The sequence below is a fragment of the Psychrobacter fozii genome (assembly GCF_003217155.1).
In the GTDB taxonomy this organism is placed as follows: domain Bacteria; phylum Pseudomonadota; class Gammaproteobacteria; order Pseudomonadales; family Moraxellaceae; genus Psychrobacter; species Psychrobacter fozii.
In genome coordinates this window covers 160,287-174,816 of sequence record NZ_QJSU01000002.1, presented here as the reverse complement: position 1 = coordinate 174,816, position 14,530 = coordinate 160,287, and the positions used below count along the sequence as shown (strand labels likewise).

Here is a 14,530-nt window from a genome sequence, read left to right as displayed (position 1 = left end):
TCATTTAATCAAAATAGCCGACTGATATCATTACCAATTGCTAACACCATGAAACCTGCCAGCAAGAGTAAACCGATATTTAGACCGATCATTTGCACGCCTTCTGACAGTGGCTTACCGCGAATCAGTTCAATAAAATGATAGACGATATGACCACCATCCAATACAGGAATGGGCAAAAGATTCAATACCGCCAGACTCAAACTAATCAAAGCCGCAGTGGACAATACCATCTGCCAACTGATATCAAAACTCTGTTTGGCAACTTTGGCAATCGTGATAGGACCTGACAAATTATCCAACCCAATCATACCCGACAGCATTTTTCCCATTGAGCTAACCGTCATTACTGCTAGCTGTTCTGTCTTCTCAAATGACTTTACCAATGACTCGCCAGGACCATAGACGACTGTGGTTTTATACGCATCAGGGACCACAATCTCAGACTGTACCACCATAGCACCAATTTGGCCATAATCGTTACCTAAGTTATCTTTTTTGCCTTGCGGCATAATCTGCAACTGAACAGATTTTCCATCACGTAGGACCGTAAAATTAAGCAGCGTTTCAGGACTATCGCGGATGATACGGGTAGCACTGATCCAGTCTTTTATTTCTGTATCATTGATAGCCGTAATGCGATCACCGACTTTTAGTCCCTGACGACTGGCAGCACCATCAGCGCTCAAATCACCCACTATCGGGGCAATATCTGGTTGCCACGGTAGCATCCCAAAGCTGGTCAATGCGTCTTTGCCTTGAGCCGCGCCTTGCATAAATTGCTGCACGGGCGCTTGATACGTTTTGGTCGAGTTATCAGTTTGGACAGCTGATTGCACCGTGATACTCACATCATCTGTTTCGCCCATACGTCCAGCCAAACGATAATTAATACCTTCCCACGTTTGCACATCATGACCATCGATCGCAACAATTTTACCACCAACAGGCAGCTGTGCCATAGCAGCAGGCGTATCAGGCAATACGCTGCCAATTTTAGTCGCTAATTGCTCTGATGGCGTCATAAACAGTACCCAAAACAGCGCAATAGCAATGACAAAATTCATGATAGGGCCAGCAGCGGCAATCGCAATCTTCTTTAGCGGATGCTGATGATTAAATGCCAAGTGTTGCTCATCTTTGGCCACTTCACCTTCACGCTCATCGAGCATTTTGACATAACCACCCAGTGGCAATGCCGAGATACGATAGTCAATTCCGCTTTTTTTACTGGTCCAACCAAACAGCTTAGGCCCAAAACCAATAGAGTAAGTCAGCACCTTAACGCCGCACATACGTGCCACGATATAGTGACCCCACTCATGCAAAGCAATAAGCGGACCTAAGACAAATATTGCTGCAAGGAGCGTTAATAAAAACGTCATGATCTTTTCTCAGTATGATTTCTTAGCATCTTTTATCAACATCTTTGCTAGAGTCTGCTATAAATCGTCTTTTGACTAAAAGCTTTTTCTGCGATTATACTAATTACGATTATGCCAACTTTGCTACAAGCTTGTCAGTAAGATGCCGTGCTATCTTATCAATGGTTAATATATCTTCTATGTCAGCCGTTTCATTCAATGGCGGTACTTGTATATCATTTAAGGCTTGCTCATTGATATCCGCAATATCAGTCAGACGAACTTGTCCATCTAAGAATGCAGCCACCGCGATTTCGTTCGCAGCATTGAGCACAATAGTCGCTTGCGTGCCCGCTTGCATAGCTTGACGTGCCAAACGTAAACAAGCAAACTTTTGCAAATCTGGTTTGATAAACTCTAATCCGCTGAGCGCATATAAGTCCAATGGCTGCGAGCCACTCTCAATTCGATTGGGATAGCTGAGTGCATGCGCAATAGGCGTTTTCATATCTGGGCTGCCCAGCTGTGCCAAGAAGCTACCGTCGCTATATTCTACCATTGAGTGAATGATACTTTGTGGATGAATGACCACATTTATCCTATCTTCAGTCAAATCAAATAAATGACAAGCTTCTATCAATTCTAAGCCTTTATTCATCATCGTTGCAGAGTCGACGGATATTTTTTGACCCATTGACCAGTTTGGATGTTTGACTGCCTGAGCGACGCTTGCCTGTTGCATCTGCTCAAATGACTGCTGCAAAAATGGCCCACCAGAAGCGGTCAACCATAACTTACGTACGCCGTGTTCTGACTGGTGGATTTGGATATTGTCTTGCTGAATAGCGAGTGGTAAACATTGAAAAATAGCATTGTGTTCTGAATCAAGCGGTAGCAAAGTGGCATTGTGCATTTTGACAGCATTAATCATTACCTGCCCTGCCATCACCAGCGCTTCTTTATTAGCAAGTAAAATACGCTTACCTGCACGAGCGGCAGCTAAAGTAGAAGGCAAGCCCGCAGCACCCACAATCGCGGCGACCACGGTATCAGTTTGCGAGTCAACGGCGATGTCTATCAGCCCCTGTTCACCACCCACGACATCGATATCAAGACCTGCCGCACTGAGACGCTGAGCAAAATCATCAACGGCTGCTGTCGGTACGCTGACACGTTTCGGTAAAAACTGTTTGCAGAGGGCGAATAACTTGTCTAAACGGTGATAGCCGGACAAAGCATAGACCGTGTACTGTGGTTGTGCTGCTAAGATTGCTAACGTACTATCGCCAATCGAACCTGTTGCGCCTAGTACGGCGATGCGTTGCGTCATAACCATTGATGCCTATGAAGGATACTGTGAGAAATAAAATAAATAAACGCTCTGATTTTTAAGCACTTTGATTTTTGAACGCTCTGACGTTGATGCCTTATACGACGATCAAGCCAAACTGTTGTATCGCCCAAAAACCAAGTGCAAATATCGGTGTGGCAGACAATAGCGAATCGATACGATCCAATATGCCGCCATGACCTGGAAGAATCGTTCCTGAGTCTTTGACATCAGCACGGCGTTTGAGCATCGACTCAAATAGGTCACCAAGTACTGATGCTAAAATCGTTATCGCTGATAATGCCACAAATGCGATTAATGGCACACCAGTCAATTGTAGTTTAAAGACACTAATCCCAATGACGACTAGCAAGCCTGTGACCAATCCGCCAGCCAGTCCTTCCATGCTCTTGTTGGGTGAGACATTCGGTGCCATCTTGCGGCGACCAAGCTTGCGACCTACAAAATAAGCGCCGCTGTCTGCACACCAGACCAATAAGAATACATAGAGCAACCACCATGCCGACAGTTGCCACAAATAAAACATAGCTGTAATCGATGCCGTCAATATAACAGCACCCATCAAGGCCAGTTTCTTTCCATACCAATTGGTATGCGTTGGGAATACCCTGACCCAAGATAGCGCCATCAACCATATAGCGAGTGACGCCACCCACCAAAACAGCCAAGTCACTTTGAATATAAGAGAGACTAAAGTTAGCACCAAGACTAGCAACACAAATACAGCAGGCTGACGCCACTTAGGCATCAGCTTCGTCCATTCATGAGCCGCAATAATCACGCCAACGGCTAAAAGCGGTGCAAATAAAACAGGGGTTTGGCTCGCAAACATTGCAATACCAACGATAATAACGAGAACAATTGCCGTCTTAATTCGTTGCCACATACTTATTGAGCCTTATAATAATGAATAATGCATGGTCAAAAAGTGCATTATAGCAGCTAATCTACAATAGCCCACTAATAGCAATGAACACCCATTGAAGCGGTTTATTATTTCATAAACAATCAATATTAACTACTCATACGATAACGGCTTTGCAAAATGCTAAGTCAATGATTAAAATGACAACGGTTTTAAGGCTTATCTTGCTCTATCACTATCTGCTCACTGGTTTTGCCAAAGCGGCGTTGACGTTGAGCAAACTCTGTTACCATCGTCGCTAACTCATCTGCTGCAAAATTCGGCCATAACGTTTGGGTGAAGAACAACTCAGCGTAGGCTGATTGCCACAATAAGAAGTTGGATATTCGGTATTCACCACCCGTACGTACTAACATGTCTACGGCTGGTTCGTCTGCTAACTGAACATACTCACCGAGCATTTCTTTATTGATATCATCAGCACGTAACTGTCCTGACTCTACTTGCTGCGCCAACTGTTTTGCAGCATTCGCAATATCCCATTGTCCACCATAACTGATAGCGATAACCAGTGTCATAGCGTCAAAATCTGCCGTTTTTGCTTCAGCATCTGCCATCAATGCTTGTAAGTCAGCACTTAGTTGACTGCGATCGCCGATGAAACGCAAGCGAATACGGTACTCATACATGCGTGGTATTTGCTCATGAATGGTCGAGGCCAACAGTTGCATCAGCAGCGCCACTTCACTAGCTGGACGTTGCCAGTTTTCACTAGAAAACGCAAATACCGTCAACACCTCGATACCAGCATCCACACAATACTCAACGATAGGATCTAGTGCGTCTTTGCCAGCGACATGCCCTTGGCCTTTTCCCAAATCATTGGCTTTGCCATACCGATTGTTGCCATCCATAATGATAGCGATATGACGAGGAAGAATAGTGGGAGCCAAAACGGCTGAAGTGGACATAGGCGAACTTGCTTATTGTTGAGGTAAGATAATAATAACGTGTGCGAGGGTGATTAAAAAGCGTCAGACAGACAATTCATAAATTTATCATAATTCAGTCATCAGTCGCTTAGCACTTACGCAATAATAAGCAGCCAATAGCGTTGGCACATTGGCTGCTTATTATTAGAGCGATGACTTAACTAACTACTGTCATAAACAACAATAAAATTAGTTCTTAGACGTCCATCAAATCGCTTTCTTTTTTGGTCAGACTTTTATCGATGATTTCGATGTATTTGTCAGTGATTTTTTGGATATCATCACTGGCGCGGCGCTCGTCATCTTCTGATATTTCTTTTTCTTTTGCTAAGTCTTTAATATCATTCATCATATCACGGCGAATATTACGGATGGAAACTCGGCTGTTCTCAGCTTCTCCACGCGCAAGTTTTTGCATATCGCGGCGTGTTTCTTCTGTCAATGCTGGCATCGGTACACGAATCACATCAGCCGTCATTGGGTTTAGACCCAAATCTGCTTCACGGATAGCTTTATCAATCGCTTGTACCATAGTACGATCAAACGGTTGAACAAGCAGTGTACGAGAGTCTTCAACGTTAACACTTGCTACTTGGTTGAGGGCAGTGTCAGAACCGTAGTAGCTGACCATCACACCTGACAACATACCTGGATGGGCACGGCCTGTGCGAACTTTACTAAAAGTGCTCTGAAGCGCTTCCAACGTTTTTTGCATGCGTGCTTCGCCGTCTTGCTTAATCTCTTTAATCATTATGTGTCCTTATTTATCGCTATCGATAAATCATTCATTGTTGTAAGTTATGTCAGTCACTATTAATCATTAGTATTGATTATCAGCGACTGACGTAACTTTAATTATTTACGTTGTGATATTAGTGCTGGGCATATCAAAGCAGATCAGTGATAAACACGTGTGCCTTCATTTTCACCCATAATGACATTTAACAATGCATTAGGCTTGGTCATATCGAAAACTTGTAGCGGTACGTTGTGCTCACGGCACAAGGCAATAGCGGTTAAATCCATGACGCCAAGCTTTTGCTCTAGCACTTCGTCAAACGTTAAACCGTCGTACTTGACTGCATCAGCATGTAAGCTTGGGTCTTTGTCATACACACCATCAACTTTGGTTGCTTTTAAAATCAAGCCCGCTTCGATTTCGATACCGCGCAAGCAAGCAGCGGTATCAGTAGTGAAGAATGGATTACCTGTACCAGCCACAAAAATACAAACATCACCATTTTTCAGATAACGAATGGCGTTACGGCTGCTATAGCTTTCGGTCACTTCACCAATAGGAAGTGCTGACATCAAGCGCGTTTTAATATTGCGGCGCTCAAGGGCATCACGCATCGCCAAACCATTCATAACCGTCGCTAGCATGCCCATTTGATCGCCTGTAACGCGGCCGACCAACCCTTCTTTTTGTAATTGGGCACCGCGATATAAGTTACCACCACCGACCACGATACCAACTTGGACACCAAGTCCACGCAAATGGGCAATAGATAAGCTCATTTTATCAAGCACTTCGGTATCAATACCCATGTCTTTGCCACCAGCTAAAGCTTCGCCAGAGAGTTTTAGCAAAATACGAGAGTAACGCGGGTTTTTGTCAGACATGAGATCACCTTGTTATCATTAAATTATAATTAAAGTTATCGGTAAAATACAAATGGAGTTTGCCTTTGGTCTTGACGACACCGACATACTTGATGATAAGCATGCCAAAAGGCTAAATTGCGCTAATTGTAGCAAAAACTGCCCTTTGTGGGGCAATTTTCACTTGTCTATCGTGTTAGGTTTTTAACCTTTGTAGCTGCCAAACAAATCATACTCACTGGCGTCGTCAATAGTGACGGTTAAGAACTGCCCTACTTTGACTTGTGCAGTGATGTCGTCAACATAGACGTGACCATCAATTTCAGGTGCATCTGCATAGCTACGGCAAATCGCAATACCTTCTTCACTATCAATCTCATCGACCAATACCATCAAGGTTTTGCCGATTTTTTCTTGTAGTTTTTGCGCTGAGATATCTTGTTGTAGCGTCATTAAACGCTCGTAACGAGATTTTTTAACGTCTTCAGGTACGTGATCTGGCAAATCATTGGCCACGGCACCTTCAACTTCTGAATAGGTAAAGGCACCAACGCGATCAAGACGAGCTTCAACAAGCCAATCAAGCAAGCATTGAAAGTCTTCTTCTGTCTCACCAGGGAAACCAACAACGAAGGTTGAGCGAATAACGATATCAGGGCAAATTTCACGCCATGCTTTGATACGTGCTAAGGTGTTTTCACTATGCGCTGGACGTTTCATTGCTTTTAGGATGCGATGACTGGCATGCTGAAAAGGAATGTCTAAATAAGGTAAAAGTTTCTTTTCGCCCATCAATTCAACGACTTTATCTACATGCGGGTATGGATAGACATAATGTAGACGTACCCAAATACCTAGATCATTCAACGCTTTGCATAAGTCATAGAACTTCGACTTCAGCGGCATACCATTCCAAAAACTGGTCTTATATTTAAGATCCAGCCCGTAAGCAGAAGTGTCTTGCGAGATAATTAATAATTCTTTCACGCCAGCATTTTTCAGCGCCAGTGCTTCATTCATAACGTTATCAATCGGACGTGAGTCCAAATCGCCACGTAAGCTTGGAATAATACAGAAAGTACAACGGTGGTTGCAGCCTTCAGATATTTTTAGATAAGCATAATGACTTGGGGTCAATTTGATACCCGCCTCATTTATCAAATCTATTTTAGGATCGTAGTTTGCATCCTTACTGCGATTTGGCTTGGGCACATGCTGGGCAACTGCCGTAATGACTTCGTCATAGGCATGCGCGCCCGTCACTGCTAATACAGCTGGGTGCATTGCACGGATTTTATCTGCTTCTTTACCCAAACAACCTGTCACGATGACCTTGCCGTTTTTGCTAATAGCTTCACCGATTGCATCAAGCGACTCTTGTACCGCTGATTCAATAAAACCGCAAGTATTGACCACGACCAAATCCGCACCTTCATAGTCGCTGGCTACTTGATAACCATCACGGCTCAATTCGGTGATGATACGTTCGCTATCTACCAAGGCTTTTGGACAACCTAACGATACAAAACCAATTTTTGGTGCTGCACTAACTGGCATCGTAGCAGTCGCATTGGCAGTCGTTACATCACTGCTTTGGGCTACACTACGGTTTTGGTTATGATTGGCTTTATGATGGTAAGGTTGTTTAGAATCTGTTTGACTGACATCTGCCTGACTATCTTGCGCTATATTTGGCTTGGCAGGATTAAAAATAGTGGCAGTGTCTTTTGGAGCGATAGAAGCTGACGGTGAGGTAGTAATAGTCGGATTGACCGACTCGGTAGAAGTTTTGGGCATGGCTAACCTTGCTAGAGATAAAGTGGCTGTGCGCATTGTACGTTTTTTTTGCAAAAATCGCCAGTTTTGCCGCTCTATAGTGTTGATTTATGGTTAAATATTATATTGAGTATTTTTTTGTAGGCGCCGACCCATGACAACCCATTTGACAACCGCAAAATCGACACCTGATTTGGCATTCATATCACAGCATTTGTTCACAGCTATCTTGTGGGTCAATGAAGATCTCTCTATTACTTGGCTAAATGCTCAAGCCGAACAACTACTGGCTATCAGCAGTGGAAGGCTGCTCAATCAACCTATATTGGCATTACTCTCACCCGAAGAATTAAAACCAAAAGACAGCCCTAGCATCAATAACGACGAAATCTATGAGCAAAATTGCTCTTTAGCCGAAAGGTTTGAGCTAGCGAAACAGTATCAGCAACCATTCATTGATCATGATCACATCATAAATACGCAATTGAATGGCAATTTATCGTTTTCCGTCGACTATAGCGTGACGCCGCTCATCTACGAGCAGAAGACGTACTTTATCATCGAGATGTGGGGCAAAGATCGCCAAAGCCGTATATCAGAAGAGCAACGTCAACAGCAACAATATGGTGTGGCCCGTCATATGCTACGGTCAGTCGCCCATGAGATAAAAAATCCGCTGGCTGGCATTCGCGGTGCTGCACAACTATTACAACGAAAATTTATCAAATTCAGCGATGATGCCAATCTTAATGGCAATGCTTCGACTGCTATGAGCAGCAAAAACTCTGGTTCGAATCATAATGAAGACCTACAGAAGACCACCGAAAAACTACGTGGCTATACCGATATCATTATCTCAGAGACGGATCGCTTAACCCATCTGGTGGGACAGTTCCTCGGATCTAATCAGCTGCCAAACTGGCAAACACTGAATATCCATGAACCCCTAGAGCATGTTTTGTCTTTAGTGATCAACCAATACCCTCAATTAACGCTACAGCGAGATTATGATTTATCGTTGCCTGAACTATGCGCTGATAAAGACCAATTAATTCAAGTGTTTTTAAACCTGATCAATAATGCCTGTGAGTCCATGACTGAGTTTGAACAAACGCTACAACAGCAAGAGCTATCGGAAGCCAAAAAATTGCAATCGATAGATTCAGAGACTGACATTGACTGCCATATAGATTACCAGCCAACCCTACATATCCAAACGCGGGTCGCCTTTCAACACACCATTATTGGGCATCAACACAAGCAAGTCTTGCAAGTAAACATTACCGATAACGGCTCAGGGATTGATCCAGAATTGATTGGACAAATATTTTTCCCAATGGTGACTAGCCGTGCTGCAGGGACTGGTTTAGGATTATCTATTGTGCAAGATATCATCAGCCATCATCGTGGTATGATTGATGTCAGTTCCACACAAGTACAAGGTCAGCAGCAGACACGCTTTACACTATATCTGCCGTTTCATTGATCAACAATCACAGTGCAAAAAACGGATATTATTTCGAACAGTTACATCGCAAATACGACATTACCATCCTGAACCAACTCATTGCTCATTAGGCCTCATACATGACTGAATATAGCGACAAGCATAAACCTAAAAGCGATACTCAAACGGCAAACGATCAAATCCCCACGGACCAAGCCATCAAAGTGACGGTCAATAATGCCCCTGATGATAGCCCAGCGACTTTATGGCTCATCGACGATGATGCCGCACTGAGAATGGTGTTAGCAGATACTTTTGAGGATGCAGGGCTTACAGTTATTAGCTTTACCCAAGCGCAAGCAGCATGGGGACGCCTGAATGATATCTTGCAAGAAACTGAGTTGGTCACGCAGTTACCCGATGTGATATTGACTGATATTCGTATGCCGATGATGGATGGGTTGTCCTTTAGCGATTGGGTACATCAGCACTTCCCTAAGCTGCCTATTGTCATCATGACCGCACATTCAGACCTTACCTCTGCTATCAATAGTTACCAAACAGGGGCGTTTGAATATCTACCCAAACCATTCGATCTAGATGATGCCGTTGCCACGATTTATAAAGCGATTAACTATCAACCCAATCTGGTGATAGAGAGTAAGGCAACCAAATCTGATACTTCTGAAACGAAAGTAACGGCTGATCCCACAACGAACATTAATACAAAGTCTGATACCAAATCCAAGCCTATTAATCAGGCTAATACGGTCAGTAAAGTTAGCAAGGTCAATAAAGTTACCAAACCTAAAACTGCTGTCAAAGTAAACATTAGCGCAAATGACAACCCCAGCGGCATTATTGGTCAGTCACAAGCCATGCAGACCGTGTTTCGTGCTATTGGTAGGTTAGCGCACTCACCTATTACTGTTTTAATCACAGGTGAATCAGGAACAGGAAAAGAATTGGTCGCCAGTGCATTACATCAGCACTCACCGCGTCACCAGCAGCCTTTTATTGCACTCAATATGGCAGCCATTCCACATGACCTTATTGAATCTGAGCTGTTTGGCCATGCAAAAGGTGCGTTTACTGGTGCGACGACGACTCGACCAGGGCGTTTCGAACAAGCTGATGGCGGAACCTTATTCTTAGACGAAATCGGTGACATGCCATTTAGCACTCAAACACGACTGCTACGCGTACTTGCCAATGGCGAGTTTTATCGTGTGGGTGGTCAGCAACCCGTCAAAGTCAATGTGCGTATCATTGCTGCCACTCACCAGAATTTAGAAGAGCTGGTCAAACAAGGCAAATTCCGCGAGGATTTATTTTATCGCCTTAACGTGATTCGCTTACCACTCCCGCCACTACGGACACGACGCGAAGACATCCCTGCGCTAGCGACCTACTTTATGAAGCGCGCTGCCGATCAAATGGATACTGCACCGAAACAGCTACATCCGATGGCTGTACAGATTATGCAGTCTTTTGAGTGGCGTGGTAACGTCCGTCAGCTTGAAAATGTCTGCCTATGGTTGACCGTGATGGCGACTGGCGACACCGTCATGGCTGAGGATTTACCACCAGAGCTGCTCGAAAATATCCCTTCTAATCTAGATCCCCATCTAGAACAAGATTTATATAGTGCTGGCACAGACAACCAAAACCCTATTCAACAAAGTCAGCTTGTCTCTAATGTTACAAGTTGGCAGCAAGCACTGGCTGTTTGGGCTACCCAGTCTCTGCAAACCGGAGAAACGGATATTTTGCAGACAGCGACACCTGAGTTCGAACGTGTTCTACTGACAGCTGCACTCAACCATAGCGGTGGTAAAAAGATAGCTGCTGCCAACTTACTCGGTTGGGGACGCAATACCTTGACGCGTAAATTGCAGCAATTAGATATCACTGCATCAGAAGTGCAAAGAAATAGTGATTAAAGACATAAAAAACTCAATTAAAAACCCTATTAATATCAAATATTTATGAAATATTGACAATAAAATCGTTAAATAATTAAAAATAATTGCAAATAGGGGTTGCCAAACTATTCAAACTCTATATAATAGCCAACCACTGAGACGCACTACCGAATCAGTTAACTATCTACGTTGTGTTTGAGTTTAAACGCTAATAATGATAGAGTAACGAAAATGGGGCTGTGGCGGAATTGGTAGACGCACCAGATTTAGGTTCTGGCGCCGCAAGGTGTGAGAGTTCGAGTCTCTCCAGCCCCACCATTTTCGGATAGTACATCTTAGACCAAATATCAAAGCCTGCTTTTAGCAGGTTTTTTTACGTCTGGAATTTGTATAAAAAATCCCCGCTAATTAGCGGGGATCATATCAAAGATATAGTACTGGCTCACTGGCGATATACAACGATTATAGATTTGGATTGACGATGATTTTTACCGCCGATTCATTGTTATGGATCAGTGTCTCAAAGCCTTTGGATATCAGATCATCTAAAGCGATGCGCTGAGTAATAAATGGCTCAAGATTAACCAAGCCATCCTCAACCAGTTGGATCGTATCTTTATGATTGTTCACGTAGCCAATCGTGCCACGTACATCAAGCTCTTTCATCACCACACTATGTACGTTTACAGTAGCTGGATGGCTCCAAATAGAAACAATCACGACCACACCTGTCGGTTTACTAAGCTCAACTAACGAATCCAACACCTTATTCACACTAGTACATTCAAAGGCCACATCCACACCACGATTATCAGTGATGCTCATGACTTCTTTTTTTAAATCAATTTCTGTAGGGTCTAATATATAATCAGCAACCCCGCTTTCTTTGGCTTTCTCTTTACGCTTAGCACTTAGCTCCGTCAGAATTACAGTGATACCTTTGGCTTTTAGCACCGCAGATAATAATAGACCAATAGGGCCACCGCCACCAACCAATGCCACATCACCTGCTTTAGCACCACTACGCATATACGCGTGATAGCCAACAGCTAACGGCTCAATCAAAGCAGCTTGATCTAATGGAATATTATTGGCAATAGGATGTACCCAGCGGCGTTTCACAGCAATTTTTTCAGACAAACCACCACCACGGCCACCCAAACCAATAAAGTTCATATCTTTCGATAAGTGATAATCGTCACCAGGGCCTGTTGGTACATCATCAGAGATGATATATGGTTCGACCACTACATGCTGACCGACTTCAATATCATTAATACCCTCACCAACGGCATACACAACCCCTGAGAACTCATGCCCCATCGTAATGGGTGCCGACTCGCCTGAAATAGGATGAGGATGACCACACGGCGGAATAAAGATAGGACCTTCCATAAACTCATGCAAATCAGTACCACAAATACCACACCATGCCACATCAATACCAACTGTGCCTGGTTCTACTGTAGGCTCTGGAATATCTTCAATACGAATATCGCCTTTATCATAAAAACGTGCTGCTTTCATATAAAACTCCTTTGTTTATGATCAACATACTCTTGATTGGTATAGTCAATTCTAAATAAAATAGATGCATTGTATATGACACACGACCGAGTTAAGTTTTTATTTCAGGCTGTGCCTATGCAGACAGAAGTGACAAAAACATCACTCCAGTCTTGCTAACTATTTTTTATATTGAACTGACTATACAATTAAAAAATAGGCTAATAATGAGTGTTAATAAAGAATCTATACTTCATTATCCAACTCTTAAAAATCTTGAAAGCATCAAGACTGTTAAGTATTGTTAAAGACTGTTAAAATATAAAATACACTACTGCGCATGATATTTGAGACAGTTAAAACATCCATCATACTCTGACATTGCCTCTCTACACGCTTCACCAATGCCCTATCAATAATACATTGATAATGACTATATGATTATGCACTTGCTATAGGCATAACTAGGGTATGTCCTCATTTCAGAAATGAAGATGGAAATAAGATGAATTGTCGTCAAACGAGAAAAACAGTGTTGATAATATCGAGATATTGGCCAGCTATTTAGCAAGATGTAGCCCAGCTAGATGACTATCGCTTGAATTGAGGAAATACCTCACCCTAATGGACAGAAGTATTTTTCTCACTGTCATTGAATAAGGCACTACGTTGTTTTTTACGCAGGGTTTCACGTTCAATGATATTTTTTGCATCGACTTTTTCTAAAGGTAATTCTGTTTCGCGAGAAAGATCGCCATCGGCTATTAATGATAAATAGCGAGAACAACAAACCCTTAAAAAAGAGGTGAAATTACCAATGTCATGATCAGCATCGAGAGATTCAAGATATAGCTTAGTGATCAGATGATTAACTGTCATTTGATCACGAAATGACAACTCTTCTAATATATCCCAAAAGAACACTTCTAAACGAATTGAGGTGACAACCCCCTGAATTCGAAGCGATTTGGTTTTAGAGCGCCACAAGCTATCGTCAGCACTAATAAAAAGTTGGCACATATAATATCCTCTCTCGATACTAAGGTCTGTTTGATATTCAAATGTTCAACAGACCCTAATTAAAGCTTATAGCAAGGCAACAAACTGCTTCAGCATAGCTGGGTGGGCAGGCCATGCAGGAGCCGTTACCAGTTGGCCATCGGTAATAGCGCCATCCATAGGTAACTTGACATACTCAGCGCCAGCCATTTCTATTTCTGGCTGACACGCAGGATAAGCAGATACTTTTTTACCCTTTAATACGCCAGCAGCCGTTAGCATTTGTGGACCATGGCAAACCGACGCAATCGGTTTATCAGTATTTGCGAAATGCTGAATCATTGCAATGACCTTAGCATTCAAACGCAAGTATTCTGGCGCACGTCCACCTGGTAAATACAGAGCATCGTAATCTGCGACATTAATATCAGCAAAAGACGCATTAAGAACAAAGTTATGACCGCGTTTTTCGGTATAAGTTTGATCACCTTCAAAGTCGTGTATGGAGGTAGCAATGCTATCACCTGCCACTTTATCTGGGCAGACCGCGTCAACTTCATGTCCCATCGCTAAAAGCGCTTGGAACGGCACCATGTTTTCATAGTCTTCAACAAAATCACCGGTAATGATAAGTACTTTAGCCATGATATTCTCACTGTATTTTAATGAAATATTATAATGAAATACGGGAACCCAAATTAGC

At 43.0% G+C, this 14,530-nt stretch carries 12 protein-coding genes and 1 tRNA gene; 3 read left to right on the top strand and 10 right to left on the bottom strand.

What is annotated here, in order from left to right; all coding sequences use genetic code 11:
• Positions 1–8 precede the first annotated feature (8 nt).
• The 7 genes from rseP to rimO all read right to left on the bottom strand — a co-directional run bounded on the left by rseP (position 9) and on the right by rimO (position 7,971).
• Positions 9–1,385 (bottom strand): RIP metalloprotease RseP, encoded by a 1,377-nt coding sequence (rseP, locus tag DFP82_RS03550; RefSeq protein ID WP_110922364.1) that lies wholly within the window; start codon positions 1,383–1,385, stop codon positions 9–11.
• Between the two features lie 109 nt (positions 1,386–1,494).
• A complete protein-coding gene (gene ispC, locus DFP82_RS03545) occupies positions 1,495–2,700 on the bottom strand; it encodes a 1-deoxy-D-xylulose-5-phosphate reductoisomerase (protein ID WP_110922363.1) in 1,206 nt (401 codons plus the stop codon).
• A gap of 91 nt (positions 2,701–2,791) precedes the next feature.
• Complete coding sequence (locus DFP82_RS03540) at positions 2,792–3,601, bottom strand: phosphatidate cytidylyltransferase (RefSeq protein WP_110922362.1); 810 nt, start codon at positions 3,599–3,601, stop codon at positions 2,792–2,794.
• A gap of 191 nt (positions 3,602–3,792) precedes the next feature.
• Entirely contained in the window at positions 3,793–4,551 is a 759-nt protein-coding gene (gene uppS, locus DFP82_RS03535; RefSeq protein WP_110922361.1) for a polyprenyl diphosphate synthase, read from the bottom strand.
• 217 nt (positions 4,552–4,768) lie between these two features.
• Positions 4,769–5,323, bottom strand: a complete 555-nt coding sequence (frr, locus tag DFP82_RS03530) for a ribosome recycling factor (RefSeq protein WP_110922360.1) — start codon at positions 5,321–5,323, stop codon at positions 4,769–4,771.
• A gap of 146 nt (positions 5,324–5,469) precedes the next feature.
• Positions 5,470–6,195, bottom strand: a complete 726-nt coding sequence (gene pyrH / locus DFP82_RS03525; RefSeq protein ID WP_110922359.1) for a UMP kinase — start codon at positions 6,193–6,195, stop codon at positions 5,470–5,472.
• A 183-nt stretch (positions 6,196–6,378) separates the two neighbouring features.
• The gene (rimO, locus tag DFP82_RS03520; RefSeq protein WP_110922358.1) at positions 6,379–7,971 is read right to left on the bottom strand and encodes a 30S ribosomal protein S12 methylthiotransferase RimO; all 1,593 of its coding nucleotides are present in this window, start codon (positions 7,969–7,971) and stop codon (positions 6,379–6,381) included.
• 133 nt (positions 7,972–8,104) lie between these two features.
• Here rimO and DFP82_RS03515 point away from each other — a divergent pair, with 133 nt between their 5' ends.
• From DFP82_RS03515 to DFP82_RS03505, 3 genes are all read left to right on the top strand, one after another.
• Positions 8,105–9,436, top strand: a complete 1,332-nt coding sequence (locus tag DFP82_RS03515; protein ID WP_110922357.1) for a two-component system sensor histidine kinase NtrB — start codon at positions 8,105–8,107, stop codon at positions 9,434–9,436.
• Positions 9,437–9,537: 101 nt separating this feature from the next.
• The gene (locus DFP82_RS03510; RefSeq protein WP_110922356.1) at positions 9,538–11,340 is read left to right on the top strand and encodes a sigma 54-interacting transcriptional regulator; all 1,803 of its coding nucleotides are present in this window, start codon (positions 9,538–9,540) and stop codon (positions 11,338–11,340) included.
• A 215-nt stretch (positions 11,341–11,555) separates the two neighbouring features.
• A tRNA-Leu gene (locus DFP82_RS03505) sits at positions 11,556–11,640 on the top strand.
• 144 nt (positions 11,641–11,784) lie between these two features.
• Here DFP82_RS03505 and DFP82_RS03500 read toward each other — a convergent pair.
• The 3 genes from DFP82_RS03500 to DFP82_RS03490 all read right to left on the bottom strand — a co-directional run bounded on the left by DFP82_RS03500 (position 11,785) and on the right by DFP82_RS03490 (position 14,475).
• Positions 11,785–12,849 carry a 2,3-butanediol dehydrogenase gene (locus tag DFP82_RS03500; protein ID WP_110922355.1) on the bottom strand — a complete coding sequence of 355 codons (1,065 nt, stop codon included), beginning with the start codon at positions 12,847–12,849 and terminating at the stop codon, positions 11,785–11,787.
• A gap of 600 nt (positions 12,850–13,449) precedes the next feature.
• Entirely contained in the window at positions 13,450–13,848 is a 399-nt protein-coding gene (locus DFP82_RS03495; protein ID WP_110922354.1) for a ribbon-helix-helix domain-containing protein, read from the bottom strand.
• 66 nt (positions 13,849–13,914) lie between these two features.
• Complete coding sequence (locus tag DFP82_RS03490) at positions 13,915–14,475, bottom strand: DJ-1/PfpI family protein (protein ID WP_281269538.1); 561 nt, start codon at positions 14,473–14,475, stop codon at positions 13,915–13,917.
• Positions 14,476–14,530 lie beyond the last annotated feature (55 nt).

Coding starts and splice junctions, on each gene's coding strand:
- frr (WP_110922360.1), bottom strand. CDS start 5,323: ATGATTAAAGAGATTAAGCAAGACGGCGAAGCACGCATGCAAAAAACG.
- DFP82_RS03500 (WP_110922355.1), bottom strand. CDS start 12,849: ATGAAAGCAGCACGTTTTTATGATAAAGGCGATATTCGTATTGAAGAT.
- DFP82_RS03540 (WP_110922362.1), bottom strand. CDS start 3,601: ATGTGGCAACGAATTAAGACGGCAATTGTTCTCGTTATTATCGTTGGT.
- uppS (WP_110922361.1), bottom strand. CDS start 4,551: ATGTCCACTTCAGCCGTTTTGGCTCCCACTATTCTTCCTCGTCATATC.
- ispC (WP_110922363.1), bottom strand. CDS start 2,700: ATGGTTATGACGCAACGCATCGCCGTACTAGGCGCAACAGGTTCGATT.
- DFP82_RS03495 (WP_110922354.1), bottom strand. CDS start 13,848: ATGTGCCAACTTTTTATTAGTGCTGACGATAGCTTGTGGCGCTCTAAA.
- rimO (WP_110922358.1), bottom strand. CDS start 7,971: ATGCCCAAAACTTCTACCGAGTCGGTCAATCCGACTATTACTACCTCA.
- DFP82_RS03510 (WP_110922356.1), top strand. CDS start 9,538: ATGACTGAATATAGCGACAAGCATAAACCTAAAAGCGATACTCAAACG.
- DFP82_RS03515 (WP_110922357.1), top strand. CDS start 8,105: ATGACAACCCATTTGACAACCGCAAAATCGACACCTGATTTGGCATTC.
- rseP (WP_110922364.1), bottom strand. CDS start 1,385: ATGACGTTTTTATTAACGCTCCTTGCAGCAATATTTGTCTTAGGTCCG.
- pyrH (WP_110922359.1), bottom strand. CDS start 6,195: ATGTCTGACAAAAACCCGCGTTACTCTCGTATTTTGCTAAAACTCTCT.